The following is a 26,568-nucleotide window of genomic DNA, read 5'->3' as shown; positions in this document are numbered from 1 at the left end:
GCACTTGTCTGCCTTACCGGAGTACCGCCTTGACCACCCGCCTTGCCCTTGCCGTGGCCATGACCCTCGGCCTTGCCCTGCCCGCCTATTCCGCCGGCGCCGCCACCCCGGCTGCCAGCACCACCGCACAGCAGGCCAACCCGTTCTTCGCCGAAAGCCCGCTGGCACTGCACTATCCGCAGTTCGACAAGATCAAGGACAGCGACTTCGCTCCGGCCTTCGACGCCGGCATGGCGCAGCAGCTGAAGGAAATCGAGGCCATCGCCAACAACAAGGCCAAGCCGACCTTCGACAACACCATCATCGCCCTGGAAAAGAGCGGTGACATCCTTGACCGCGCCACCACCGTGTTCTTCGCCCTGGTCGGCGCGGACACCAACGACACCCGCAAGAAGCTGCAGGCCGACTACTCGGCCAGGTTCGCCGCGCACAGCGATGCGATCGCCCTGAACAGCAAGCTGTTCGCGCGCATCCAGGCGCTGTATGACACCCGCACGCAGCTGGGTCTGGACGCCGAAGGCGTGCGCCTGGTCGAGAAGTACTATGACAACTACGTGCGCGCCGGCGCCAAGCTGTCTGACGCGGACAAGGCGAAGCTGAAGGAAATGAACGCCGAGCTGGCCAACCTCGGTACCCGCTTCAGCCAGAACGTGCAGTCGGAAGTGAACGCTTCGGCGATCACCGTTGATGACGTGAAGGAACTGGATGGTCTGTCCAGGGAGCAGATCGCCGCCGCCGCCGAAGCCGCCAAGGCCCGTGGCCTGGATGGCAAGTATGTGATCACCCTGCTCAACACCACCGGCCAGCCGCCCCTGACCAACCTGGCCAACCGCGCCCTGCGCCAGAAGATCTACGAAGCATCGGTCAGCCGTGGCAGCCGCGGCGGCGAGTTCGACAACACCGCCATCGTCTCGCGCATCATGCAGCTGCGTGCCGACAAGGCCAAGCTGATGGGTTTTGCCAACTTCGCTGCGTACAACCTGACCAACCAGACCGCCAAGACCCCTGAGGCGGTCAACGCGATGCTGGGCAAGCTGGCCCCGGCCGCAGTGGCCAACGCCAAGCGCGAAGCGGCCGACCTGCAGGCAATGATCGACCAGGAGCAGAAGGCCGCGGGCAAGCCGACGTTCGCGCTGGAGCCGTGGGACTGGGCCTTCTACAGCGAGAAGGTGCGCCAGGCCAAGTACAACTTCGACGAGTCGCAGCTGAAGCCGTACTTCGAACTGAAGAACGTGCTGGAGAACGGCGTGTTCTTCGCCGCCAACCAGGAATTCGGCCTCACCTTCAAGCAGCGCACCGACCTGCCGGTCTATCACGATGATGTCACCGTCTACGACGTGTTCGACGCCGACGGCAGCCAGCTGGCGATTTTCCTGTTCGACCCGTACGCCCGTGCCTCCAAGCGCGGCGGCGCATGGATGAACTCGTATGTCTCGCAGTCGAAGCTGACCGGCTTCAAGCCGGTGGTGGCCAACCACCTCAACATCCCCAAGCCGCCGGCCGGCCAGCCGACCCTGCTGACCTGGGATGAGGTGACGACCACCTTCCACGAATTCGGCCACGCCCTGCACGGCATGTTCTCGAACGTGAAGTACCCGTACTTCTCGGGCACCTCGGTGCCGCGTGACTTCGTCGAGTTCCCCTCGCAGGTCAACGAGATGTGGGCCGATGACAGCGCCATCCTGAAGAACTACGCCAAGCACTACCAGAACGGCACGGCGATGCCGCAGGCACTGCTGGACAAGGTGATCGCCGCGGCCAAGTTCAACCAGGGCTTCGCCACCACCGAGTACCTGGGTGCGGCCATGCTGGACCAGCGCTGGCACCAGATCGGCCCGGACCAGGTGCCAGCCGCCAAGGACGTGATGGCCTTCGAGCGCGCCGCGCTGGAGAAGGACGGCATCTACTACGCACCGGTTCCGCCGCGTTACAAGACCCCGTACTTCAGCCACATCATGGGCGGCTACTCGGCCGGCTACTACGCCTACATCTGGTCGGAAGTGCTGGACGCCAACACCCAGAAGTGGTTCCGCGAGAACGGTGGCCTGAGCCGCAAGAACGGCGACCACTTCCGTGCCACCTTGCTGTCGCGTGGCGGCAGCGTCGACGCGATGCAGCTGTTCCGCGATTTCGCCGGCCACGAGCCGCAGATCGAACCGCTGCTGGAGAAGCGTGGCCTGACCGGCACCGGCAACTGATCGCCGGTACGCTGAGCTGAAAACAGAACCGCCCGGGAAACCGGGCGGTTTTTTCGTTGTGGTTGGGGTCAGAGCCCTTTTCTGCGAAAGGGATCTGCCCCCGCTCTGGCTTCATCGCGGCGCCACATAGCCTCCCGGCACACCTTCCGGCGAAAGCACCAGCTGCCACAACTGCGCGTGCCGGCAACGGAAGGTCGCCATCGAACCGGCCAGATAGAAGCGCCACATCCGCCGGAAATGCTCGTCATAGCGCGCATCCAGCCGGGGCCACGCCGCTTCCACGTTGCGCCGCCACGCCTGCAGGGTCAGGTCGTAGTCGGTGCCGAAATTGTGCCAGTCCTCCAACACGAACCGCCCCTCGAACGCCCTGCTGATCTGCGCCGCCGAGGGCAGCATCGAGTTGGGAAAGATGTAGCGCGCGATCCACGGATCGGTACGATGCCGCGACACGTTGGTCCCGATGCTGTGCAGCAGCAGCAGGCCACGTGGCGACAGGCAGCGCCGCGCCACCTCGAAGAAACTGCGGTAGTTCTTGTCACCGACGTGCTCGAACATGCCGATCGAGAAGATCGCATCGAAGGGTTCGTCCAGCGCGCGGTAGTCCTGCAGGCGGATCTCGATCGGCAGACCGGCGCACAGCTCGCGCGCGAATTCCGCCTGCTCCTGCGAGATCGTTACACCGACCCCGCTGACTCCATAGCGTTCGGCAGCGAACTTCAGGGCCTCGCCCCAGCCACAGCCGATATCCAGCACCCGCTGGCCCGGGCGCAATCCCAGCTTGCGGCAGACCAGGTCCAGTTTGGCTTCCTGTGCAGCGTCCAGATCATCGGCCTGCCGCCAGTAGCCACAGCTGTACACCAGGCGCCGGCCCAGCATCGCCTGGTACAGATCGTTGCCCAGATCGTAGTGGCGACGGCCGACTTCGTAGCTTCCCTGCCCGGCCTGCAGGTTGAACAGGCGCGCCTTCAGCGCGTCGGCCACTTCCCGCCAGCCGTGCACCCGTTCGTCCAGATGCGCCTGCATGAGGTGGACCAGGAATTCGTCCAGGACGTTGGCGTCCCACCAACCATCCATGTAGCTCTCGCCCAGGCCGAGCGAACCGTGCGCCATGACCCGTGCGAAGAACCTCGGATCATGTACCTGGATGTCCTGTGGCCGGGAGCCGCCAATGCGGACCCCGGCTTCGTGGAGCAGGCCGCTGACCCGCTCCTGCAACCCTGTATCCACGCCCCCTCCTCGTCTGCGCTCAACCGCGTGCGAACAGCTCCACGTAATCCTTGGCCACGTGCGGCAACAGCACCGCCGCCGGCACATCGGCGGTCTGCGTTCCATCCGAGTATGGACCCACCTGGTAGGGCGGGAAAACAAAGCGCAGCGCGGTGATCTGCCCCTTGTCGTCGGTCAGCGGCTGGAACTGGCTGAAATTGTCGGGCTGCGGGCCGGTGCCATCGGCGATCATGCGCGATGCATTGCGCAGCGACTCCTGCAGCTCGGCCGGCTCCATGTCCTCGCCGCTGAGGCGTGTCGCCACGCGCTCGCGCAGCTGGTCCGCGACGAAATCGCTGATCGCCTTCCAGCCCTTGCTGTCGGTCACCAGCTTGTCGGCGCTGAGCATCTGCTGTTGCTCCGGCAGCCAGACGAAACGTGCCACCAGGGGTTCGCCGTGGGCGCCGCCGGTGTAACGGCTGCCATCGGCACTCACCACCACCAGCTGCGGCGTCTCCAGCACCTTCTCGAAGCTCAGCGAGAGTTCGTAGGGCATGGTCGGCTTGTCGTTGCCCAGCCCATCGAGCGCCTGCTGCAGCTCGCTGCGGGCCGTGGTGGCGTAGTCCTGGAGCGCACGCGCCAGGCCCGGATAACGATCGATGCCTGCCGGATAGCTGATGCCCACCACCTCGCGTTCGTTGTTCTCGATCACGTCGCGCAGGTCGAGCGGTGCTTCCGCAGCGGGCGCCTCGCCCGTGGCGGAGGCATCGACCGCCGGCGCCGCGTCGGCCACCGGTGCCGGGGTTTCGGCTTCACGCTGGCAGCCCGCCAGCAACAGCACGCCTGCCACACCGGCCAGCACGCTTCCGCGCAGCAGCCGGTTGTTTCCAATCTTCATCGGGATCCCCTGTTCATGTTCATCCATCATCGCCCGCCCTGGCTTAAGCGTAGCCCGCTGGCGTCATCCCGCCAGAAGGTCGTGATACTCCTCATGCCGCTGCAGGAATGCCTCGGCGTAGGCACACGCCGGCACGACCTTGTACTTCTGCTCCCGCGCGAACCGCAGCGCCACGCGGGTCAACTCGCCGGCGATGCCCCGGCCGGCGATCGGCTCGGGCACCTCGGTGTGGGTGATGACCATGCGTCTGCGCTTGATCTGGTAATCGAGCACCGCCACCTGTCCACGCACACGGGCAGTGAAGCGATGGTTGGCCTGGTCGTGATCGACCTCGTAGGCCAGACCGGGGGGCGTGACCGAAGCCATGGGACTGTCTCCTGCGGCGACTGCGTGGATGGTGCGCAGCCGGGCGCCATGATCGCGTGAAGCCTGAACAGGGGCAAGTCCAGGCCCTCCACGTCAGTTTGCGACCCTAAAGCTGGAGCGCCCGCGGCCGCTATCGCCTGCGGAGGGGTCCGGCCACGCTGGCACGGCCCTTGCGACCGTAGACCGTGCGACTGCCGTGGAGGCCCCCGATGCACCCCAGCGATTCCCATTCCGATACCGACCGCGCCCTGCTGGAGGGCCTGCTCCAGCTCGCCGTGGAAGGCCAGACCGACGAGCAGGCCTTCCAGCGTATCGGCGAGGAAGTCTTCGCCCGCCTGCTGGACACCTACGGCCAGCAGACCCGGGCCTGACCACGAGCGGGGGCCCTGCCCCGGGGTCGGATCCAGCGGATCCGGCCCCAGCCCCTCAACCGCCGCCCAGGCGGAAGGTCGGGTTGGACAGTTCGCGCAGGAAGTGGGTGAAGATGCTCGGCTGCATGGCCAGCATGAAGATCACGCCGAATGCCGCGCCGGCCAGGTGCGCGCTGTGGTTGATGCGGTCGCCGCCGCGCTTGTCCATCCAGATGCTGTAGCCGACATAGAACGCGGCGTACACGATGGCCGGTGCGGGGATGAAGAACACCAGGATGATCGACCACGGCTTGATCAGGATGAAGGCGAACAGCACCGCCGACACCGCACCCGAAGCCCCCAGGCTGAGGTAGTTCGGATTCTTCTGGTTCTTCAGGTAGCTCGGCAGGATCGAGACCACCAGCGCGCCGATGTAGAACGCCGGATAGGTCAGGTAGCTGCCGGTCAGCTGCACCATCACGCTCTCGATGAATCCCCCGAAGAAGAACAGGGTGATCATGTTGAAGATCAGGTGCGACCAGTCCGCGTGGATGAATCCATAGGTCACCAGCCGGTCGTACTGGCGGTGGCGGTCGATGGCCGGTGGCCACAGGATCAGGCGGTCGGCCAGCGCGCGGTGGTTGAACGCCCTCCATGACAGGATGGCGGTGATGGCGATCAACAGCAGATTGACGGGGGTCATGTCAGGCTCAGGCAGCGCGGTAGTTGTCGACCATACGATAGCGTTTCGCGTACCAACCGAAGGCCAACGCCGCGATGAAGGCGAAGCCGGCGAAGAAGAACATCAGGAACGCCGCCTCGCTCAAGCCGGTGCCGGCGATCTGGTGGGTCACCGTTTCGTTGCGTACGGCCGCATTGGACAGCAGCACCCACAGGTTGCCGATGGTGGTGGTCAGGTTCCAGAAGCTCATCACCACCCCCTTCATGGCCTGGGGCGCCTGGCTGTAGGCGAACTCCAGGCCGGTCGCGGACACCAGGACCTCACCGAAGGTCAGCAGCGCGTACGGCAGGATCTGCCAGAAGATCGACATGGCATTGCCGCCATCCATCACCACCTGGATGCTGCCGACGACGATCCAGGCCAGGCCGCTGAAGGCGATGCCGGCGGTCATCCGGCGCAGCGCGGTCGGCTCGAAGCCGAAGCGGCGCAGGGCCGGGTACAGCACCAGGTTGTTGAACGGGATGAGGATCATCACCAGCAGCGGGTTCAGCGCCTGCATCTGGGAGGCGGTGAACCAGCTCGGCATCTGCATCTGCTGTCCCTGCAGCACCCAGGTCGAGGCCTTCTGGTCGAACAGCGAGAAGAACGGCGTGGTCAACGCGAAGATCACCAGCACGCGCAGCACCGAACGCACGCCCTCCACGGCTTCGGCCGGATGGTGCGCGCGGGCGCGGTCCAGCTGCAGCCAGGTGCCGCCACCGACACCAGCCAGAATCGCCACCAGCGCAAGGCACAGGCAGATCACGATGCCCAACGAGCCGACCAGGCCGAACGATGCCACCGCCAGCACCAGGCCGGCCACGGCGATCGCCAGGCCCGGACGGCCCTGGCCCGCCACCCGCGCGGTCAGCGCCGTGCGCGCCACGTTGGCGAACGAATGCGGGTCCTTCGGCGGCAGCGGCACCAGTACGTAGCGCTTGCGGCCAAGCCAGAACACGAAGGTCGCCACGAACATCAGGATGCCCGGAATGCCGAACGCCCACTGCGGGCCCCAGTTCTTCAGCACCAGCGGAATCAGCAGCGACGCAAACAGCGAGCCGAAGTTGATGATCCAGTAGAAGGCATCGAACACCAGCTTGGCCAAGTGCTTGTTGCTCTGGTCGAACTGGTCACCCATGAACGAGGCCACCAGCGGCTTGATGCCACCGGCACCCAGCGCGATCAGGCCCAGGCCGAGGAAGAAGCCCTGGCGGCTGTTCTCGAACAGCGCCAGGCACAGGTGGCCGGCGCAGTAGACCAGGCTGAACCAGAGGATCGTGTGGTACTTGCCGAAGAACCTGTCGGCCAGCCAGCCGCCCAGCAGCGGGAAGAAGTACACGCCGATCATGAAGCTGTGCATGATGTCCTTGGCTTCACCGGCACGGCCTTCCGCAGTGATTTCCTGCAGCAGCAGCGAGGTGATCAGGAACTGCACCAGGATGTTGCGCATCCCGTAGAAGCTGAACCGTTCGCAGGCCTCATTGCCGATGATGTACGGGATCTGGCGCGGCATCTTTCCCTGGCCGGCGATGGGGGCGACTGCGTCGTGGCTCATCCTGTAAGGCATTCCTGCAAAGCGAAAGCCGCAAGGTTACCGGAACCTGCGGGCTGGAAGCACGCTGCGGGGCTGCATGACAGCGCCGCCGATCCATGGCAGGCGGTACCGGTGCCCTGCCGGAAGTCACGGCACCTGCACGACAAAAGCGTAAACTTATCGTTATGCGCGCCCTCGTCCTCGTCCGCCCCCTGCTCGGCTGCTGCCTGTTGCTGCTTGCATTGCCGGCACCGGCGCGGCCACAGGCCGCGGACACCGCGACCCTCGACGCGCAGGCCCGGCAGCTGACCGTGGCGGCCCTGGAACTGCCCGGGCGGGACGATGCGCAATGGAAGCAACGCCGCGAACAGGTGGCGCAGCTGTTGACCGAGCTGCAGCCGGACGTCATCTCGGTGCAGCAGGTACGGCAGCAGCAGGGGCGCAACCCGGCCTGCTGGCTGGCCAACCGGCTGCGCTACAGCTGCGACTTCGTCACGGCTGACCCGCCCAGCCAGCCGCTGCGGCACGGCAATGCGATGCTGACGCGGCTGCCGGTCAGCGAGGATGGCGTGACCCTGCTGCACCCGCCCGGTACGTTCAGCGCGGCGGGCATGATGCGGCTGCGGCTGGGCGAGGCCCTGGTCAATGTCTACGTGACCCGCCTGCGCCCGGAGCCGGATGAAGCGGCGGCCCGCCAGCACCAGACCAGCGATCTCATGGCCTGGATCAGCGCGACCGCAGAAGGCCTGCCCAGTGTGATCGCAGGCGATTTTTCCGCCGGCACGGTGGAACTGGTGCGCGCAACGCCGGGCTTCCAGCCGGCCCGGCGCAGCCCGGGCGGCCGGGCGGAAGCGTCAGCCTCCGGTGCCGGCGGCGCCAGCGGTCACGGTCTGGATGTGCTGTTCCAGGTCAAGCATTTCGGCGGCATCCGCCAGCAGCCCATCCTGCTGCCGGCCGACGGCGAGCTGCCTGGACTGCGCCTGGGGATGATGGCCACCCTGCGCCTGCAGGGCGATACGGCCACCGCGGAATAGGCCCGCCCTCGGCCCCGGTGGGTGCCGACCAAGGTCGGCACCCACCAGGTCCCGCCCGACGTCCAGAAGCTGGCAAACAAAAAGGCCGGGGTCTCCCCCGGCCTTCTCATGTCATCCCGTCACCGCCTTCAGGCGATCGCGTCCTGGTAACGGCGCTCGACTTCGTTCCAGTCGATGACGTTGAAGAACGCGCCGATGTATTCCGGACGACGGTTCTGGTACTTCAGGTAGTACGCGTGCTCCCACACGTCCAGACCGAGGATGGGCGTGTTGCCTTCCATCAGCGGGCTGTCCTGGTTGCCGGTGCTTTCCACCACGACCTTCTTGTCGGGGGTGACGCTCAACCATGCCCAGCCGCTGCCGAAGCGGGTCAGCGCCGCCTTGGTGAAGGCGTCCTTGAACTTGTCGAAACCGCCCAGGTCCTTGTCGATGGCCTTGGCCACGTCGCCCACCGGGTTGCCGCCCGCGTTCGGCGCCATCACCGTCCAGAACAGCGAGTGGTTGGCATGGCCACCGCCGTTGTTGCGCACCGGGCCCTGCAGGTTCTCCGGCAGCGACTTCAGCTTCTTCACCAGCTCTTCCACCGGCAGGTCAGCGTACTCGGTACCTTCCAGCGCCGCGTTGACGTTGTTGATGTAGGTCTGGTGATGCTTGGTGTGATGGATCTCCATCGTCGCCGCGTCGATATGCGGCTCCAGCGCGTCGTAGGCGTAGGACAGCTTGGGCAGGGTATAGGCCATGATGCATCTCCTGATTGCGAGGGCACCCGACGGTGTCGGGTGTAGCGCGGTGAATGATGGGGACAGACCACTAGATTACCAAGGGGGATGTAAAGGAAATTGCGTCCTGCCGGTGAGCATGCCGGCAATTGTTACGCAGCGGTGACGCGGCGGTTCCTCATGCAGCGTGCAGCGCACAGGCGCTACAGTGCATGCACCACCCTCACCCGTTCGTGCCCATGCGCAACCCCCGGCTGCTGATCACTGCCATCGCCCTGCTGCTGCTCGGCCTGGTCGTCAACCACGTCATGCAGCGGCCGCCGGCACCGCAGTTCGCGCCGGACCTGCAGGGCGCCCCGACCCGGACTGCCCCCACCCCGGCACACGGCGATGGCGCACGCAACGGCCTGCCCGCCTTCCTTCCCGCCGAAGCACGCCAGACCATCACCCTGATCCAGCGGGGCGGGCCCTTCCCGCACCGCCAGGATGGCAGCACCTTCGGCAACCGCGAGCAGCGCCTGCCGCAGCGGCCGCGTGGCTACTACCGCGAGTACACGGTCGACACCCCCGGTGCGGGCAACCGGGGGGCACGCCGCATCGTCACGGGCGGCGATCCAGCAGAGGCGTGGTACTACACCGATGACCATTACGGCTCATTCCGCAGCTTCACCGTTCCATCCCCCGGAGACGCTCGATGAGCCACGATGATTTCGGCCTCGGCCTGCACGACATCAACAACGCCGGCGTGTATGCCATCGACAGCGCGGACATCGGCGCGCTTGCCGCGGCCATGCGCGATGCCGGCCTGAAGGTGATCCGCATCGATCTGGAGGGCGTGACCGACAAGCGCACCCTGCTGGCGCGGCTGTCCGCGCAGCTGGACTTCCCGGCCGGTTTCGGCGGCAACTGGGATGCCCTGTCGGACAATCTTCGCGACCTGCAGTGGCTGCCGGCCAGCGGTTATGCGCTGTTCCTGGCGGATGTCGACGCGCTGCGCGCTGGCGCAGCCAAGGATTTCGACACCCTGCTCGACGTGCTGGACGAAGCCAGCCGGGATTGGGTCGGCCGCGACGTGCCGTTCTGGGTGTTCCTGTCACAGAGCGAGTAAAGGGGCGACGCCGACCAAGGCCGGCCGCCCGCAATGGTTCCGGCGAAGAGCCCCCTTGTTGTTCAAAGGGGGCGCGCCAACGGCGCGGGGATAAGGAAACATGCGTGGACAATGGGAGCCGCTAGCGGCTCCCATTGTCTTCCTGCAGTTCCTTCTTGAACGGGATATCCGGCGGCGGCCGGGCCACGGCCGGCTGGTCCTGCATGTTCGGGTCGGTCAGGCCGCAGCCGCCACCCGCCTGCAGAATGGAGATGACGCAGGAAATCCGGGTGCTGGTGCCGGGAAGCGGAATCTCCATCGCCTTGACGCCCTTGCGCACCCACTCGGCCAGCAGCGACTCCTGCGGCACCCAGTATTTGTCGAACGAGGTGGGCGTGTAGTCGTAGGGCGGTCGCTTCAGCCATGTCCCCGACTGGGCGATGCGTTCCTTGCTCCAGCCGTCGTTGTCCCCCCCGGGAGCGCCACGCTCCGCATTGCCGGGGCCGTCCTGCCCCGGTACACGCACGCTGCCGTCGGCGTTGAACAGGCCGTTGCCCCGGCCCGCGCTGCTCGCCTGCGCGGCGCCGCTGCGGGCGCCATCACGAGTGCGATCCGAGGCCCCCCAGTCGTCGCCCCGGGCCGGCGTAGCCCAGTTGCCCGGGGTCGGCGTCGGGCGGGCACCGGCCTGTGCCGGTGTCGTGGCGGCGGCTGATGGGCGCGCCGCGGGACTGCTCACCGCAGCCGCGCTGCCCTGGGCTGCGGGGGCGGAGGTTGCGGCACTGCCACTGGAAGGCGCAGGCGAAGCGACCGGTGCAGACGCCACCTCACGTTCGCGCACCTGCACGTCGCGGCCCGCGGGCGCCCGTACTGCAGGCTCACGGCCTGCGATCGGCGCCATCCGCACCTGCGGATCGACAACCGCCTGCACTTCGCGTTCGCGCACCTGCACATCCTGCTGCGGAACGCGGATCGGTACTTCCGCTGCGCGCACCGCCGGAGCCACGACGGGTGTCTCCACGATGGCCACCTCACGTTCCTGCACCTGCGGCTGGCGGATCTGCGGCACCCTCACCTGCACATCCGGTGTGCGCAGCGCTTGCGGTGTGGGCGGCGCCTCCAGCGGCTGCACGCTGCGCTCGCGTACGCTGGGCGTTGTGTCGCGCGGCACGATGCTCACTTCGGTGCGCGGCAGGCTGACCGGCGGCACCACGAAATCGGTCGTGGCCTGCGCCACGTCGGTCGCCTGGACCGGCGAAGGCGGCGGCGTGGCCGGTGGGGCCGGCTCGGTCGGCACGGCTTGCGGAGGCGTACTGGCGGCAGCGGGGGCCGCAGCAGGGGATGGCTGCGGGCGCGCCGCGACCGGTCGCGGCTGCGGCGCAGTTGCCGATCCTGCCGCGTCTCCTGCACCCGTGCGGCCGGCTGCAGCTGCTGCAGCCGATTCGGCGCCGGGCTGGTCGCCTCCGCCCTCCTGGCTGGCGCGGCCGACAAACTCGATCTGCACGCGCTCACCGTCGGATCCCTGCTCGGCGGGCACCGAGGTGCGGATCACCGCCACCCACAGCAGCAGCAGGAAGAACAGCAGGTGCAGCAATGCACTGGCGACGGCCGACGTCCAGCGCATCCAGCGCTGGTCACGCGGCGCCGGCTCCCAGTCCTGCCACAACAGGCGCCGCAGCGCCTGCCAGCGGGGCAGCGCCGGCAGCGTCCCGGGGCGTCCCGGCAGAGGCCTGGGCAGCAGCACCGCGATCACCTCGCGCGCATGGAACGGGCGTGGCAACGGGCTCAGCGAGCGCAGCCACAGCGCCCAGCCATAAGGCAGGCGCGTGTTCTTCTCCAGGATGATCGGTTGCTGCTGGCGCGCCAGCAGCAGGTCGATGAGTTGCTCGGCTCTGGGCAGAGGCACGCGTCGGCGATCAGGCGGCGTTGCCGCGCGGGATGTACGGTGCGTGGCCGCTGTCGTGGTCGGTCGCGTCGCGCACTGCGGTCACGCCGGGCACCCGGCCCATCAAGGTCTTTTCGATGCCCTGCTTGAGGGTCACATCGGCCATGCCACAGCCCTGGCAGCCACCACCGAAACGCAGCAGCACCACGCCCTCGGCCGAGACTTCCTGCACTGCGACCTTGCCGCCATGGGAGGCGAGCTGTGGATTGATTTCATTCTCCACCACCCAGTGCACACGCTCGACCAGCGAAGCGGCCTCCCCGGGCGCTTCGCCCTTGATGCGCGGCGCCTTGATGGTCAACTGCTGGGCACCTGCCGCGCCAGCCACGATGTCGATCTCCGCGCCATCGAGCCAGCCGACGCTGCCGGCGTCGACATACAGGGTGAACCCGTCGCAGTCCACGGCCCACTCGTCGCCGTGCAGGTCCGAGGGTTCGGCGAATTCCAGCCGCGCATCGGCACGCGGAGTGCCGGGATCAACCGCGCTCAGGCGTACGCCCATGCCGGGCGCGCCCTCGCGTTCGATCAGCTTGCGGAAATGGGTCTGGGCAGTGTCGGAGATCTGGATCATCAGGCTATTCTAGCCAAGTAAGTGTCAACCGCTCATTCGGTTTATACACCGTCCGGCGCATTGTTCAGTCAACACGAGGTGGAGATTCCCATGGCCGACCTGATTCCACTGGCCCAGGCCCGTTGCGTGCCGCGCAAAGGCAGCGACCACAAGCTGGGCGAGGCCCGCCTGGCCGAGCTGCTGCCGCAGATTCCCGGCTGGGAACTGACCGAAGGCGGCCAGGCGCTGCTGCGCACCTTCCGCTTCAAGGACTACTACGCCACCATGGCCTTTGTGAATGCACTGGCCTGGATCGCCCACCACGAGGATCACCACCCGGACCTGGGCGTGCACTACGACCGCGCCGTGGTGCGCTATTCGACCCACGACGTCGGCGGCCTGAGCGAGAACGACTTCATCTGCGCGGCCAAGACATCGGCCCTCACGGAGCAACTGCCATGAATGTGCGAGTGCTGAGCCTGTCCCTGATCGCTGTGACCGGCCTCGCCGGCTGTGGCGCCTCCGAGCCGTCGCCGCCCGTGCCGCCGCCGACCGAGGTGGCTGCGGTGAAGACGCCGCCACCGCAGTACCCGCTCGAGCTGGCCTGTACCGGTACAGGCGGCACCAGCACCTTCAAGGTGACCATCGGCACCGACGGCAAGCCCAGCGAAGTGACCCTGCTGAGCGGCGCGGGCAACCCGCAGCTGGATGAGCTGGCCAGGAATGCCGTGCAGGGCTGGCAGTTCAAGGCCGCCACCCGCAATGGCCAGGCCGTGCCCGCCACCATCCAGGTGCCGGTCAGCTTCAACCCGCCGCAGCCGAAGCCGGACCAGTGTTTCGCGGTGGAAGAGCGCCTGCGCCGCGGCGGCTGACCGCGCACCATGACGAGGCCAGCCGACGCCCGCCTCGCCCTTGCCGCCCCGGCAGTGCCCGGGGCGGTTGTCTGTTGACCAGGACCGCGTCGGTACATGCTGCAGATCCCCCCCGAAAACATCTGGATCGCGCTGGCGGTCACCCTCGCGGCCGGCCTGGCGACCGCCATCGGCAGCCTGCTGGTGCTGTTCTCGCGCCGCCCCAACCCGCGCCTGCTGGCGTTCGGCCTGGCCTTCGCCGGCGGCGCGATGGTCTACGTGTCGCTGTCGGAGATCCTCAACAAGTCCATCGCGTCGTTCGCCCTGGCCTATGGCGAGCGCACCGGCTTCACCTACGGCACGCTGGCGTTCCTGGCCGGTGTGATCGTGATCGTGCTGATCGATCACTTCATTCCCAATCCGCACGACAGCCTGGACAAGCAGGACCCTGCGTTCCGCGAGAACAGCCGCGAGTACCTGAAGCGGGTCGCGCTGCTGACCTCGGTGGCGATCACCGCACACAATTTCCCGGAAGGGCTGGCGACCTTCTTCGCTACGCTGGAAAGCCCGTCGGTGGGCATGCCGCTGGCCTTCGCCATCGCCATCCACAACATTCCCGAGGGCATCGCAATCGCGGTCCCGGTGTACTTCGCCACCCAGAACAAGTTCTATGCGTTCGGCGCCAGCCTGCTGTCAGGCCTGGCCGAGCCGGTGGGGGCCATGCTGGGCTACTGGCTGCTGTCCGGATCGCTGTCGCACGCCACGTTCGGCTGGGTGTTCGGCCTGATCGCCGGCGTGATGGTGTTCCTGGCCTTGGATGAACTGCTGCCGGCGGCCAAGCGCTACGCCAAGGGTCACGAAACGGTGTACGGCCTGGTTGCAGGCATGGGAACGCTGGCGGTCAGCCTGGTGCTGTTCAAGTGGTGAGCGGGTTGCGGCCAACGGGCTGAGCCTCCTCGCGGCTGGCGGAGCGAGATCCCGGGGGTGGGCCGGGCTCTGACAGGCTATAGGCGTGCCAGCCGCGCGATGAAAGAATGAAAAAGGAAGCCCGCGCTGCGCGCGTGAGTCGAGCGTGGCTCGACTCTACAAGGGCTGCGTGCGGGTATGGGTCTACGCTGCGGCTGTCAGGTCCGCCTTGTAGCGAGCCGAGGAGCGCAGCGCCGCCGCGGATGGCGGCGTGTTTCTTTGGCTACTTTCTTTGCACGAGCAAAGAAAGTGACAAGCCCACTCATCGCAGGGAAGCGACGGTGCCGACCAAGCGCCCGGCGCCGCCGAACCGCCGTCAGCGCAGGCGGTCCAGCGCCTCGACCAACTCATCCGCCAGCGGAGCGTTCAGCACGTAGGGGGCCTTGCCGTCGTCCAGCGCGAACTCCAGCGAGGCCGCGTGCAGGAACAACCGCTTCAGGCCGATCTGCTCACGAAGCCGCTTGTTCACCGCAGGATCGCCGTACTTGTCGTCACCGGCCACCGCATGCCCCAGATGCTGGGCGTGCACCCGGATCTGATGGGTCCGACCGGTCTCGATGCGCACCTCGCAATAGGAATGGCCCCCACGCCGCTCCAGCACGCGGAAATGACTGATCGATTCCTTGCCGATCGCATTGACCTGGACATGTCGCTCACCGCCCTGGCGCAGGCCCACGTGCAGCGGCGCGTCCACCGTCATCACCCCGTCGGGCATGCGCCCGGTCAGCAGGGTCAGGTAACGCTTGCGGATGCCGGCGCCATGGTCTTCACGCAGCAGCGCCTGCAGCTCGCTCAGCGCCGAGCGCTTCTTGGCCACCACCAGCAGGCCCGACGTATCGCGGTCGAGACGGTGGACCAGTTCCAGCGTCTGGCCCGGGCGCAGGGCGCGCAGGGTCTCGATAGCGCCGAAGCTGATCCCGCTGCCGCCATGACTGGCCACGCCCGAGGGTTTGTTCAGCGCCAGCAGCCGTGCGTCCTCGAAGACGATGGCCTGTTCCAGACGGCGCATGAACGACTCGGGAGGGCCAGCCTTGTCTCCCTCCTCGGTGAGACGAACCGGCGGCACCCGCACCTCGTCGCCCGCCTCCAGCTTGCGCTCGGCCTTGGCGCGGCCGCCATTGACCCGCACCTGACCGCTGCGCACCAGCTTGTAGACCAGGCTGCGCGGGGCCCCTTTCAGCTGGCCGAGCAGGAAATTATCCAGGCGCTGGCCGGCGCGGTCGGCGGGAACGGTGATCATGCGCACGGATGGCTTGTCGCCAGCTGGCTTGGTGGGGTCTTGGGCGGTCATCAGGCTGTTTATTCTGTTACACTCGGGGGGCGAGATAAGGGATTGATTTCGTTGGAAGTTACTCAGGGCCAGAAGCCCAGCTTCCGACGAATCCGGCACAGTGCGCGACCACCGCCCGCGGGGCGGCCATGTTAGCGGCTCACCGGCCTTCCCGGCCATCGCCGGATGCCTGACACGCAACCGTGCTGAACATGTCCCGCGTGGCGCTCCAGCCTGGCTGACAGCTGCCTGCGGCCCTGCAACACCCCAAAAACCATATGAGTGAAGCGCTCCCGCGGCCTGCCGTGGTGTCGTAGCGCTGGAAACCCAAGCCCCCCTCCCCGCGCTTGCGCGAATGGGGGGCGAGCCGTATCCAGAGGCGAAACCCCATGGCGTTCCGCGCGGTAGCCGCTTGCGAGGAACGCAACAATGAAGCGAATGCTGATCAACGCCACGCAGGCTGAAGAGCTGCGTGTTGCCATCGTGGATGGCCAGTCGTTGTATGACATCGACATCGAGCAGCCGTCGAAGGAACAGAAGAAGTCCAACATCTACAAGGGCCGGATCTTCCGCATCGAGCCCTCGCTGGAAGCCGCCTTCGTCGAATATGGCGGTGGCCGCCATGGCTTCCTGCCGCTGAAGGAAATCTCCCGCGACTACTTCCAGGCCGGTGTCGACCACAACAAGGCCGGCATCCGCGAGCTGCTCAAGGAAGGCCAGGAAGTGGTGGTTCAGGTCGACAAGGAAGAGCGTGGCAACAAGGGCGCCGCCCTGACCACGTTCATCTCCCTGGCCGGCCGCTACATGGTGCTGATGCCGAACTCGCCAAGTGCCGGCGGCGTCTCGCGCCGCATCGAGGGCGAAGACCGGGCTGCCCTGAAGGACGCACTGGACAAGCTGAACATTCCCGACGACATGGGCGTGATCATCCGTACCGCCGGCGTCGGCCGCGATGCGGAAGAGCTGCAGTGGGATCTGGACTACCTGCTCAGCGTCTGGCGGGCGATCGCCGAGGCGGCGCTGAGCAAGCCGGCCCCGTTCCTGATCTACCAGGAATCGCGCCTGATCGTGCGCGCCCTGCGTGACTACCTGCGCGCCGACATCGGCGAGATCCTGGTGGACACCGAGGAGATGTACGAGCACGCCAAGGAGTTCATGCAGCAGGTGATGCCGCAGACCCTGCGCAAGCTCAAGCATTACAAGGACGACATCCCGCTGTTCAACCGCTTCCAGATCGAATCGCAGATCGAAGGCGCCTACGAGCGCAACGTGCGCCTGCCGTCGGGCGGCTCGATCGTGGTCGACCAGACCGAAGCACTGACCGCCGTCGACGTGAACTCCTCGCGCGCGACCAAGGGCAGCGACATCGAGGACACCGCCTTCCAGACCAATCTGGAAGCGGCCGAGGAAGTGGCCCGCCAGCTGCGCCTGCGCGATCTGGGCGGCCTGGTGGTGATCGACTTCATCGACATGTCCTCCAACAAGCATCAGCGCGAGGTCGAGAACCGCCTGGCCAACGCGCTGAAGTACGACCGCGCACGCGTTCAGGTCGGCCGCATCTCGCGCTTCGGCCTGCTGGAAATGAGCCGCCAGCGCCTGCGCCCGAGCCTGGGCGAATCGAGCCAGATCGTCTGCCCGCGCTGTGATGGCCACGGCCGCATGCGCAGCGTCGAGTCGCTGTCGCTGTCGATCATCCGCGTGGCCGAAGAGCACGCGATGAAGGAGAACACCGGGCAGGTGCTGGTGCAGGCGCCGGTGGAGATCGCCAATTACCTGCTGAACGAGAAGCGCAGCGCGCTGCGCGAAATCGAACAGCGCCATGAAGCGCCGATCGTGATCGTCGCCGACGAGCAGCTGCACACCCCGCACTACACGGTCACCCGCCTGCGTGAGAACGAACTGGGCGAGGAAAGCAGCCGTCCGAGCTACCAGCGTGGCACTCCGCGCAAGCTGCCTGTGCACGCCCTCACCAAGGGCCAGCTGAACATCCCGCCGCCGGTGGTGACCCAGGTCAAGCACACCTCCCCCGCCCCGGTGCGTGAGGAAGTGGAGCCGGCTGCCGCGGCACCCGCGCCGGTGGTGGCTGCGCCCGCCGCCCCGTCGACCGGCGGTGGCGTGATCGGTTGGATCAAGCGCGTGTTCGGTGGTGAGCCGGCACCCGCCCCGGCGCCGCCGGCCGCCCGCCAGCCGCAGCAGGACGGTGGCCGCAGGGAGCGCAACAAGGATCGCAACAAGGACCGCAAGGACCGTCGCGACGACAATCGCGGCAACGGCAATGCGCAGCAGCAGAAGGAGGGCGGCAACCGCAAGGATCGCGGCGAACAGCGCAAGGACGGTCGTCAGGGCGGCAATGGCAACCCGAACGGCAACGGCCAGCCGCAGGGCAAGCAGAAGGACGGCCAGCAGCCGCAGCAGCAGAACAAGCCGCGCAACGAGCAGCAGGGCCAGAACCCGCAGCAGCAGCCGAAGCTCAAGCAGCCGAAGCAGCCACGTCCGCAGCAGGACGGCGACAAGCCGGCCGAGAAGCCGCAGCGTGGTGCCGCAGAAGCCCAGACCGACACGGCGACGGCGTCCGCTGCGGTGGCGGCCAGTGCCATCACCGCTGCTGCGGTGACCGCGCGGGAGGCTACGGCGCCGGTCGCGGCGGTGGTCGCACAGCCGCCGGTCGAAACCGCGGCGCCGGCCGAAGTCGCGCCTGTCACCGCCGTTGAAGGTGACGCCGCTGCCGTGACGGGCGAAGAGGCACCTGCCGACACCACGGGCGAGCAGGCCGGCGAAGGCGCGACCCGCCGTCGTCGTGGTCGTCGTGGTGGCCGTCGCCGCCGCCGTGGTGGCGCCGAGAATGCGGCCGGCACCGATCCGCTGGGCGAAGACCAGGATGACGGTGACGAAGGCGATGACGCCGACAGCACCGACAGCGCCGAGCCGCGTGTCGACCACGCTGCCGGGTCAGCACCGGTTGCAGCCACCCAGCCCGCCCGCTCGCAGCCGGAGTTCGACTTCGATGACGACGCCGAGCCGTCCATCGTCGAAGGCGAGAAGCCGGCCCGCGTTGCGGCCGCTGTCGCCGCCGCACCGGCCGCCGTGGTCAGCAGCGCCGTGGTTGAAGCCGCCGCGCCGGTGACCGCCGCGCCTCCGGCACCGGTCGAGACCGCTGCCAAGGCAGAACCGGCGCCCTCGCCGGTGCAGACCAGCATGCTCGACGCCATCGACGCCGCGACACCCGCACAGCCCGTGGCGGCGGCAACCCCGTCGGCGGACGCCGCACCGGTGATCGAAGCAACGCCGGTAGTGGCCGAAGCGGCCCCTGTGGTGGACGTGAAGCCGGTCGTGGTCGAGCCTGCACCCGTCGTGGAATCGAAGCCGGCGGCTGTTGAGGCAGCGCCCGTGCCTGATACCGCGCCGGTGGCCGTTGAGGCTGCCCCGGTGGTTGAAGTGAAGCCGGTCGTCGAACCTGTCGTGGTTGCCGAAGCCCCGGTCGCACCAGTAGCCGTGGAAGCCCCGCCGGTGGACGCCCCTGCGCCGGTCGCCGATGCCGTCGTGACGCCGACCCTCGACCCGGTCGCGGATGGCCATGCCGATGCTGCCGCCCAGGCGGCCGAAGCCAAGGCTGACGAAGAGGACGACGAGGCCGCCAAGCGCACGCCGCCGGCCAACTGACCGCTCGTTGATCGGGTGACAGCAGAACGGCGGGGATCGATGATCCCCGCCGTTTCTGTTTGTGCATCCGGCTGTATCGTGCCGACCGGGATAGGCTGCTGGGTCGTTCTTCAGGGTTTCGGCGCGAACTGCAATCGCGTCCAGACGCCGTAATGATCCGAAGCCCAGCGCCCGCTGTCATCCGGCTGGTCGAACAGAAGCCTGGCCTCCCGTGCAACCAGCTGATCCTGCTGGAAGAAGATGTGATCGATCCGCGAGGGCGCCTGGTAGTAATGCCGGTTGAGGGTGCTGACAGCCGCCAGGTCGGTGTTCACATGCACGCTGCCATAGCTGTCGCCATAGTGGCTGCGCAGCTCGCTCAGGTCACCCGCATCGACCAGTGCGTTGAAGTCGCCTGCGATCACCACCGGCGCGCCATCCGACGTTGCGGCGATGAAGCGCAGCAGATCTTCCACCTGCGTCCGCCGGATGCGCTTGCCGCTTTCATCGCTGCGCTCATTGAGATGGGTTGCATAGAGGTTGACTGGCCGCCCCTCCACCTCGATGCGCAGGTGCGCCACGGTGCGGTAGTCGTCCAGCGGCAGCAGCAGGTGCTCGCCCTGGGCGAGGATCGGCTGTCGCGTCAACAGTGCGTTGCCGTAGCGCTTGGGCGCGCCGACCGGATCGGTGGACACGAACACGTATCGGTAGCCCAGCTGGCTGGCGAGCCATTGCGCCTGGTTGCGCACGTTGCGCCGCTGGATCACTTCCTGCAGCGCGATGGCATCAGGTTGCAGGCGCTTGAGTTCTGCCAGGATGGTACGACGCCGGCTGGGCCAGTCCTCGCGGTCGTGGTGCAGGTTGAAGGTGACCATGCCCATGCCAGGCGCGCGCGCGGCTGCGTCCCCATCGTCCGCCGGTGGTACGTCCGCCATCGCCGCGGCAGGCAGCGCCAGCGCGATCGCCATGCCCAGTGCGCACGCTGCCGCGCGCGCACGCCATGCCTTCCTACCCATGCTTACTGTCCCTTGCGCTCGGAGCGACGCACTGCCGCCGGCACTTCGATCTCGACGCGGGCCGGCAGTTCGTGCACATGCAGTTCGCGGTCGATCCATTCACCCGGCGCACCATTGATGGTGGCGTCACCCGGTTCGCCCGCATAGGGCCACGGAAGCACGACGCCTCCAGCCGGTGGCACCAGGCCGGGCTGCACCTCCAGCACCAGCAGCTTGTCACTGCGCCGCAACCGGTAGTTCAACTGCCCCTGCGGCGTACGCAGGCCCTGCACCGCGATGCCCTCACCCTGCAGCCAGGCCGTTGGAACGCCGCCGGCCAGCACCAGTGACTCATCCATGTCGCGGCTATAGGCGAACATGTCCAGCGCCGAGCGCACGAAATCCGACGCGACCCATGCATGCGGCAGGTCGCCGACGAAGAACGGCTTGCGCGGTGTCCGCGAGACCACTTCCGCCCATTGGTTCCATGCCTGCGGGGCACGGTCCTTGAAGAAGAACTCGGTCGCCTGCCAGGCGCGGTCGCGCCAGCCCAGGCGCACGAAGGCGGCGACGTTGCGCCACTCATACGGCGTGTAGTCTTTCCATTCGCGCTTGCCATCGCGACGCGCGACGAATTCCTTCCAGTAACGCTCGAAGGTTGCTTCCAGGGCCTGCTGCGGAAGCCGGCCCTGCTCGCCCCCGGGCGCCAGTGCGATGGTCGTCGATGTCGCGTCGAAATCGCCCAGCTCGGCCGAGCCCGGCAGGTAATCGATGCTGTGCTGCTGCATGGCCGACAGCAGCGATGCCTGCAGGTCGTCGCGGAACTGATCGCGTGACTCGGCGATCTGCATCGCCTCCACCTTTCCCAGTTGCGTCGCCAGCAGCGCAGCGTCCTTGTAGCCACGCAGCGCCCAGAAGTTGTCCCAGTACGAATGCATCGGCTTGGCCGAGTAACCTTCGTGGCTGATCGAGGCCGGCATCATCCCGTAGAAGGCCGGGTTGCGTGCACGGTTCTCCTCGGTGCGCTCGCTGGCACGCAGCTGCTCCATGTACTGATAGGCCCCCTGCACATGCGGCCACATCAGTTCCATGAACGTGCTGTCGCCGGTGTAGCGGCCATACTCGGCGATGTTGTAGATCAACTCACCATGGCTGTCATTCTCCGGCACCGGGTCGCTGCCACGTGCGTCGACGCAGCACGGCACCTTGCCATTCTCGAACTGGAACGGCGCATACCAGTTGAGGTAGTCACGCACCGCGTCGCTGCGGCCCATGCGCAGCAACCCTTCGGAGATCATCGCGCCGTCGCGGATCCAGCTGCGCGCATACGAGCGCGTGCCCGGCTGCAGGCTTGGCCCGACGCGCGAGATCAGCATGTGCGCTACCGCGGTGCGCAGCGTGTCGACCATCGGCTGGCCCGCCTTCGGAACCTGCAGCGACACCACGCCGAGCTTGGCACGCCACATGTCGGCAACCTGCTGCTGCGCCTTTGCCACGTCCACGGCCTGCGGCGCCCAGCCACCGGTCTGCGGCAGTACCACCGCCACTTCGCGGCTTTGCCCGGGTTCCAGGGTGATCGTGTACAGCAGCGCGCCCGACGCCATGCCGGTGCTGTCCTTCACCGTGGTCGTCGCCGGCAGCTTGCCCGAGGCGAGGTGCATGGCATCGAGCTTGCCGTCGAAAGAGGTGGCAAAACGCGCATCAGGTACCTGCAGCGGGTAGATGCGTGGCTCGCCATTGATGCGGACCAGCTGCTCGCCGACGTCGAGGCTGTCGATGCGGCTGAAGCCGCCGGTGGTGTTGAGGAACTGGGTTGGCGGATTGACCTGCCAGGGGCGGATGGCCAACGCCAGCGTGTACTCGTGGGCCACCTTGTCCGGATTGCTCAGGCGGTAGCGACCGATCAGCTGCGCACGCTCGGGCGTGCCCTGCACGAATCCGGTGACCGCCAGCCCCACCTTCTCATGCACCCAGTCGACATTGGCGATGGGCAGGTAGCGATCCTGCAGCGACTGGGTGATGGCCACATCGCTCCAGGCGATCAGCTTGCCATCCAGGCGGACGAACGGCTCGATGCTGAAGCTGCCCTTGGCAGGCTCCAGCGCACCGTCTTCGCTGATCAGCGCCTGTTGCTGGCCGCCATCCAGACCCAGCAGGGTCCAGTACGGCTGTTCGCCCACGAACGCGCGCGGTACCGCACCGCGTGGGAGGTCAGCCGCAACCGACGACAGGAATGCATTGGGCGTGGCTGCGAAGTCCAGCGGCTTGAGCGTGATGTCACGGATGCCATAGCGCCAGTTCGGACCTGCCTGCAGGTCGAAGCGCACATAGCGTGCATCGGTATCCGGCAGCGCCAGCCAGTCACGGCCACCCCCACCGGCGGTCACTTCGCGTGCCGTGCGCCAGTCGCGTCCGTCCACGGACGTGCGCACGGTGTAGCGGGTCGCCTGCAGGTCCGGCAGCCAGTCGATCACCGCGCCGCCGATCTCGCGGCTCTTGTGCAGGTCCAGGCTGATGGTCTGCTGCTTCACCCCACCGCTGATCCAGAAGGTATCGCTCTTGCCGTCCACCATCCGGTCCTGCAGCGCCGTGGCGGTGTCGGCAATCACCTCCGGCCGCAGCGGCGATTCGTCCCGTGCGGGAAGGCCCTGCAGGGTCAGTCTGTCGAAGCACACCGTGCCGCGTCCGCCGACCTTGCTGTAGATCGTGAACTCGACTGCGGCGCTGCGCGCCATTTCCTTCTCCGGCGACGGCCCCCACGCCTTGTCGATCTGCCGACGCCGGTACTCGACCGGCGTCCACGACCTGGGAAAACTGTAACCGGGGCGGTTGACCCACCACACGTTGTCACCGCTGGCGTCGATCAGCTTGAACTGCAGATCATTGGCCGGTGAATCACCGCGCAGCTGGAAGCCGAAGCGGTAGTTGACCGGATACTCGACCGTCAGCGCGCGACGGATGCCGACGTAGCCCGATACGTTGTGGAAGTCGTAATCCAGGCACAGCGCGCGGCCGCCACCCGCGCCGCTGACCGGGCGCAGCGAGCCGCTGACCTGGTCGGACAGCACCAGCTTCCAGGCACTGACATCGTCGAAGTCGTCCAGCACCTTCGGCGCCGGCAGCGCCGGAGGGGCGGCGATCGCCAGGGAGGTCCACAACAGGCCCAGTCCAACGGCGATCGCACCCTTCATCCCTTCACGCTCCCCAGCAACAATCCTTGGATGTAGTACCGCTGCAGCACCAGGAACAGCGCCAGCACCGGAACCACGGTAACCACCGCGCCGGCCATCATCATTTCCACGTCCATGATGTGTTCGCGCGAGAGGGTGGCCAGGGCCACCGGCAAAGTGTAGTGCTCCTGATCGGTCAACACGATCAGCGGCCACATGAAATCGTTCCATGCGCCCATGAAGGTGAAGATCGCCAGGGTCACCAGCACCGGCTTGAGCATCGGCAGCACGATCTGGAAGAAGATGCGCAGCTCCCCTGCCCCGTCGATGCGCGCGGCCTCCAGCAGTTCGTCCGGGATCGACCGCGCGTACTGCCGCACCAGGAAGATGCCGAACACGCTCGCCAGCGCCGGCACGATCACGCCACCGAAGCTGTTGACCAGCCCCAGCTGCTTCATCAGCAGGAACAGCGGCAGCATCGCCACCTGGGCGGGAATGACCAGCGCCGCCATCAACACCTGGAACAGGCGCTCACGGCCAACGAAATTCAGCTTGGCGAACGCATAGCCGGCCATCGTATTGAGCAGCAGCGAACCCAGCGTGATCGCCAGCGACACCAGCAGGCTGTTGGCGAAATTGCCGCCCATGCCGGTACGCGCGAACAGCTCGTGGTAGTTGTGGGTGGTCACCTGCGAGGGCAACAGCGGAGGCGGGAAATGGCTGGCCTCGCCCTGCGGCATGAACGAGACCGAGACCATCCACAGCAGCGGCGCCAGGCTGACCAGGGCCAGCACCAGCAACGCGCCGTTGATCCACCACGGATGCCAGCGCGACTGGCCGATTTCACGACTCATACCAACTGCCTCCTGCGGCCAAAGCGCAGCATCACGGTGGTCACCGCCAGGATGATCAGGAACAGCAGGAATGCCACCGCGGAGGCGCGTCCCAGGTTCCACCACTTGAAGCCTTCCTCGAACATGAAATACAGCACGCTGACCGTGCTCTGCAGCGGGTCGCCACGCGTCATCACGTAAGGCTCGGCGAACAGCTGGAAGTAGCCGGAGACGGTGATCACTCCGACCACGAGCAGCACCGGGCCGAGCATGGGCAGGGTGATGTGCAGGAACTGCTTCCAGCGCGAGGCACCGTCGATCCGCGCCGCTTCGTACAGATCATGCGGGATCGCCTGCAGGCCGGCCAGGAAGATCACCATGTTGTAGCCGAAGTTCTTCCACACCGCGAACAGCATGATGGTGGGCATCGCCCAGTTCGGATCGCCCAGCCAGTCGATCGGGCTGATGCCCAGATGGCCCAGGCCGTAGTTGACCAGGCCGTAGCTGGTATGGAACAGGTAGCGCCAGATCACCGCCACCGCCACCAGCGTGGTCACCACCGGCGCGAACAGCGCGGTGCGGAACAGCGCCTTGAAACGCGCGGCAGGCGCGTTCAGCAGCATCGCCGCGCCCAGTGACACACCGATCGACAGCGGCACACCGATCAGCACGAAGTAGCTGGTGTTCCACAGCGACTTCCAGAACATCGGCGTCTGCAGCAGGTCGATGTAGTTGCCGAGGCCGACGAAACGCAGGTTGCTGCTGTCGGCCAATGCGTACAGGTCGAAGTCGGTGACGCTGAGCGCCAGCGCCGAGGCGACCGGCAGGCCGAAGAACACCCCCAGCACGATCAGCGAGGGGCCTGCGAAGATCCATCCGGCCAGCGAAGTTCGTTTCATTGCGCGCCCCCATCGGCCAGGGTGCTGCTTGAACGCGTCGGCGATGGCGCGCGCTCCTGCAGGCGTTGTTGTTCATGCATCCAGCGACGCTTGGCCAGCACCTTGTCCACGCGCTGGTCCAGCTCGGCCACGGCGTCGTCCTGGGGCATCCCGCCGCGCACCACCTTTTCGGTGACGATGCGCATTTCCTGCACGATGCGCTCCCACTCAAGCACCTTGGGCGTCGGCCTGACCCGCTCCAGCTGGTCGCGGAACGCCGCCGCCAGCGGATCACCGGCCAGGGACGGTGCATCCCAGGCACTGCGACGCGGCGGCAGATCACCGATGATCGAATGGAAACGGGCCTGGATTTCCGGGCGCGACAGGAACTCGATCAGCTTCCAGGAGGCTTGCTTCTGCTGCGATTTGCGGAAGATCACCAGGCTGGTACCGCCGGCGATGCCCGCACCGGGGCCATCCGGGCCCGGCAACGCGGCGGTGCCCCACTGCCCTTCCAGCGCCTTCGGCTGCAGCTTCTTGAACTCGCGGATGTTCCAGGGGCCGGAGATGTAGAACACGTTGAAGCCGCGGAAGAATTCATCCCAGACATTGGAGATCTGCGTCTCGGACATCTTCGGCGCCCAGCCCTGCTCGAACATGTTGGCGTAGAAAGCCAGCGTGCGGCGGAAGCCCGGGCTGGAGAAGTTGCCACGGGTATCGTCGTCGCGCAGCAGCGGATCGGGTTGCTGCAGCGCCAGCGACAGCTGCTGCTCGAACTCGTTGATCGGCATCAGCACGGCATAGCGGTTCGGCCCCTGCATCCGCTTGATCGCCGCCATCTGCTCGTTCCACTCCTGCCAGGTCCGTGGCGGGTGGTCGTAACCGGCCTTGGCCAGCAGGTCCTTGCGGTAATAGATCAGGCGGGTATCGACGTACCACGGCACGCCCACCAGCTCGCCATGGATCACGTTGGTGTCCCAGATGCCCTGGAAGTAATCCTTCGGGTCGACCACCGCCGAGCGCTGCACGAACGGTTGCAGTGGCGTCAGCGCATCGAGCTCGGCGAATTCGGGAACCCAGGTGTTGCCCAGCTGGCAGACATCGGGCAGGCCATCGGCGGCGAAGGCGGTGAGCAGCTTCTCGTGCGCCGCGGTCCATGGGATGTTCTGCACATCCACCTTGATGCCGGGATTCTCGGCCTCGAATTCGTGGATCAGCTCGCTGACCACTTCCGCTTCGCGCCCCATCGCCCAGAAGCGCAGGGTGGTGGTGCCCGGTTCGGTACGGGCGCAGCCCGCCACGACCAGCGCGGCCAGGGCCGGCAGCGCCCAGCGGCGCATGCGATGGAGCCAGTTCTGCAC

Annotated in this window: 23 protein-coding genes; 9 read left to right on the top strand and 14 right to left on the bottom strand. The window is 66.9% G+C overall.

The window, feature by feature from the left end; translation table 11 throughout:
* The first annotated feature begins 29 nt into the window (after positions 1-29).
* Positions 30-2,198: a M3 family metallopeptidase gene (locus tag IMX13_RS08065; protein WP_053516910.1), complete on the top strand. Its 2,169-nt coding sequence runs from the start codon at positions 30-32 to the stop codon at positions 2,196-2,198.
* Positions 2,199-2,309: 111 nt separating this feature from the next.
* Here the strand turns inward: IMX13_RS08065 and cfa are convergent, their stop codons facing one another.
* From cfa to IMX13_RS08050, 3 genes are all read right to left on the bottom strand, one after another.
* Entirely contained in the window at positions 2,310-3,425 is a 1,116-nt protein-coding gene (gene cfa, locus IMX13_RS08060) for a cyclopropane fatty acyl phospholipid synthase (RefSeq protein ID WP_065175474.1), read from the bottom strand.
* A gap of 19 nt (positions 3,426-3,444) precedes the next feature.
* Positions 3,445-4,302 carry a DUF3298 and DUF4163 domain-containing protein gene (locus IMX13_RS08055; protein ID WP_193396153.1) on the bottom strand — a complete coding sequence of 286 codons (858 nt, stop codon included), beginning with the start codon at positions 4,300-4,302 and terminating at the stop codon, positions 3,445-3,447.
* 63 nt (positions 4,303-4,365) lie between these two features.
* Positions 4,366-4,668 carry a GNAT family N-acetyltransferase gene (locus IMX13_RS08050; protein WP_053516908.1) on the bottom strand — a complete coding sequence of 101 codons (303 nt, stop codon included), beginning with the start codon at positions 4,666-4,668 and terminating at the stop codon, positions 4,366-4,368.
* A gap of 209 nt (positions 4,669-4,877) precedes the next feature.
* Between IMX13_RS08050 and IMX13_RS08045 the strand changes: the two genes are divergently transcribed.
* Positions 4,878-5,039, top strand: coding sequence for a hypothetical protein (locus IMX13_RS08045; protein WP_164972342.1), 162 nt, complete (start codon positions 4,878-4,880; stop codon positions 5,037-5,039).
* A 55-nt stretch (positions 5,040-5,094) separates the two neighbouring features.
* On the opposite strand, the gene IMX13_RS08040 is transcribed toward IMX13_RS08045, so the two are convergent.
* Both IMX13_RS08040 and IMX13_RS08035 read right to left on the bottom strand, forming a co-directional pair.
* Positions 5,095-5,721 (bottom strand): rhomboid family intramembrane serine protease, encoded by a 627-nt coding sequence (locus IMX13_RS08040; RefSeq protein WP_053516907.1) that lies wholly within the window; start codon positions 5,719-5,721, stop codon positions 5,095-5,097.
* Positions 5,722-5,728: 7 nt separating this feature from the next.
* Positions 5,729-7,294, bottom strand: coding sequence for an oligopeptide:H+ symporter (locus IMX13_RS08035; RefSeq protein ID WP_053516906.1), 1,566 nt, complete (start codon positions 7,292-7,294; stop codon positions 5,729-5,731).
* 164 nt (positions 7,295-7,458) lie between these two features.
* Here IMX13_RS08035 and IMX13_RS08030 point away from each other — a divergent pair, with 164 nt between their 5' ends.
* Positions 7,459-8,307, top strand: a complete 849-nt coding sequence (locus IMX13_RS08030) for an endonuclease/exonuclease/phosphatase family protein (protein ID WP_053516904.1) — start codon at positions 7,459-7,461, stop codon at positions 8,305-8,307.
* A 128-nt stretch (positions 8,308-8,435) separates the two neighbouring features.
* Here IMX13_RS08030 and IMX13_RS08025 read toward each other — a convergent pair whose 3' ends face one another.
* A complete protein-coding gene (locus tag IMX13_RS08025; RefSeq protein WP_049458515.1) occupies positions 8,436-9,047 on the bottom strand; it encodes a superoxide dismutase in 612 nt (203 codons plus the stop codon).
* Positions 9,048-9,265: 218 nt separating this feature from the next.
* Between IMX13_RS08025 and IMX13_RS08020 the strand changes: the two genes are divergently transcribed.
* Together IMX13_RS08020 and IMX13_RS08015 are read left to right on the top strand one after the other, a co-directional pair.
* Entirely contained in the window at positions 9,266-9,724 is a 459-nt protein-coding gene (locus IMX13_RS08020; RefSeq protein WP_180875611.1) for a ribonuclease domain-containing protein, read from the top strand.
* Positions 9,721-10,134 carry a barstar family protein gene (locus tag IMX13_RS08015; protein ID WP_065175478.1) on the top strand — a complete coding sequence of 138 codons (414 nt, stop codon included), beginning with the start codon at positions 9,721-9,723 and terminating at the stop codon, positions 10,132-10,134. Before IMX13_RS08020 ends, IMX13_RS08015 begins: the two co-directional genes overlap by 4 nt.
* A 121-nt stretch (positions 10,135-10,255) precedes the next feature.
* Here IMX13_RS08015 and IMX13_RS08010 read toward each other — a convergent pair whose 3' ends face one another.
* Together IMX13_RS08010 and IMX13_RS08005 are read right to left on the bottom strand one after the other, a co-directional pair.
* Complete coding sequence (locus IMX13_RS08010; RefSeq protein ID WP_193396152.1) at positions 10,256-12,016, bottom strand: hypothetical protein; 1,761 nt, start codon at positions 12,014-12,016, stop codon at positions 10,256-10,258.
* Positions 12,017-12,026: 10 nt separating this feature from the next.
* Positions 12,027-12,626: an NfuA family Fe-S biogenesis protein gene (locus IMX13_RS08005; RefSeq protein WP_065175480.1), complete on the bottom strand. Its 600-nt coding sequence runs from the start codon at positions 12,624-12,626 to the stop codon at positions 12,027-12,029.
* Between the two features lie 90 nt (positions 12,627-12,716).
* On the opposite strand from IMX13_RS08005, the gene IMX13_RS08000 reads away from it, so the two are divergent.
* The 3 genes from IMX13_RS08000 to zupT all read left to right on the top strand — a co-directional run bounded on the left by IMX13_RS08000 (position 12,717) and on the right by zupT (position 14,383).
* The gene (locus IMX13_RS08000; RefSeq protein WP_065181954.1) at positions 12,717-13,067 is read left to right on the top strand and encodes a 4a-hydroxytetrahydrobiopterin dehydratase; all 351 of its coding nucleotides are present in this window, start codon (positions 12,717-12,719) and stop codon (positions 13,065-13,067) included.
* On the top strand, positions 13,064-13,477 hold the full coding sequence (locus IMX13_RS07995; RefSeq protein WP_053516898.1) for an energy transducer TonB: 414 nt from the start codon (positions 13,064-13,066) through the stop codon (positions 13,475-13,477). Before IMX13_RS08000 ends, IMX13_RS07995 begins: the two co-directional genes overlap by 4 nt.
* Positions 13,478-13,573: 96 nt before the next feature.
* On the top strand, positions 13,574-14,383 hold the full coding sequence (gene zupT / locus IMX13_RS07990; protein ID WP_053516897.1) for a zinc transporter ZupT: 810 nt from the start codon (positions 13,574-13,576) through the stop codon (positions 14,381-14,383).
* Positions 14,384-14,738: 355 nt separating this feature from the next.
* On the opposite strand, the gene IMX13_RS07985 is transcribed toward zupT, so the two are convergent.
* Positions 14,739-15,713 (bottom strand): RluA family pseudouridine synthase, encoded by a 975-nt coding sequence (locus IMX13_RS07985; RefSeq protein ID WP_193396151.1) that lies wholly within the window; start codon positions 15,711-15,713, stop codon positions 14,739-14,741.
* 408 nt (positions 15,714-16,121) lie between these two features.
* Between IMX13_RS07985 and rne the strand changes: the two genes are divergently transcribed.
* The gene (gene rne / locus IMX13_RS07980; RefSeq protein WP_193396150.1) at positions 16,122-19,352 is read left to right on the top strand and encodes a ribonuclease E; all 3,231 of its coding nucleotides are present in this window, start codon (positions 16,122-16,124) and stop codon (positions 19,350-19,352) included.
* A 110-nt stretch (positions 19,353-19,462) separates the two neighbouring features.
* On the opposite strand, the gene IMX13_RS07975 is transcribed toward rne, so the two are convergent.
* Genes IMX13_RS07975 through IMX13_RS07955 form a run of 5 tightly spaced genes read right to left on the bottom strand, consistent with a single transcriptional unit; the run spans position 19,463 to position 26,568 of the window.
* Positions 19,463-20,347 (bottom strand): endonuclease/exonuclease/phosphatase family protein, encoded by an 885-nt coding sequence (locus IMX13_RS07975; protein WP_053516893.1) that lies wholly within the window; start codon positions 20,345-20,347, stop codon positions 19,463-19,465.
* Between the two features lie 2 nt (positions 20,348-20,349).
* Entirely contained in the window at positions 20,350-23,517 is a 3,168-nt protein-coding gene (locus IMX13_RS07970; RefSeq protein WP_193396149.1) for a discoidin domain-containing protein, read from the bottom strand.
* Positions 23,514-24,350 (bottom strand): carbohydrate ABC transporter permease, encoded by an 837-nt coding sequence (locus IMX13_RS07965; RefSeq protein WP_053516890.1) that lies wholly within the window; start codon positions 24,348-24,350, stop codon positions 23,514-23,516. The genes IMX13_RS07970 and IMX13_RS07965 overlap by 4 nt, the downstream gene beginning before the upstream one ends.
* A complete protein-coding gene (locus IMX13_RS07960; RefSeq protein ID WP_065175483.1) occupies positions 24,347-25,228 on the bottom strand; it encodes a sugar ABC transporter permease in 882 nt (293 codons plus the stop codon). Before IMX13_RS07960 ends, IMX13_RS07965 begins: the two co-directional genes overlap by 4 nt.
* Positions 25,225-26,568 carry a sugar ABC transporter substrate-binding protein gene (locus IMX13_RS07955; protein WP_193396148.1) on the bottom strand — a complete coding sequence of 448 codons (1,344 nt, stop codon included), beginning with the start codon at positions 26,566-26,568 and terminating at the stop codon, positions 25,225-25,227. Before IMX13_RS07955 ends, IMX13_RS07960 begins: the two co-directional genes overlap by 4 nt.

The sequence above is a fragment of the Stenotrophomonas sp. B2 genome (assembly GCF_014947095.1).
GTDB classification, from domain to species: Bacteria; Pseudomonadota; Gammaproteobacteria; order Xanthomonadales; family Xanthomonadaceae; genus Stenotrophomonas; species Stenotrophomonas maltophilia_P.
The sequence above is the reverse complement of the archived record's forward strand: the minus strand, read 5'-3'. Positions and strand labels throughout refer to the sequence as shown.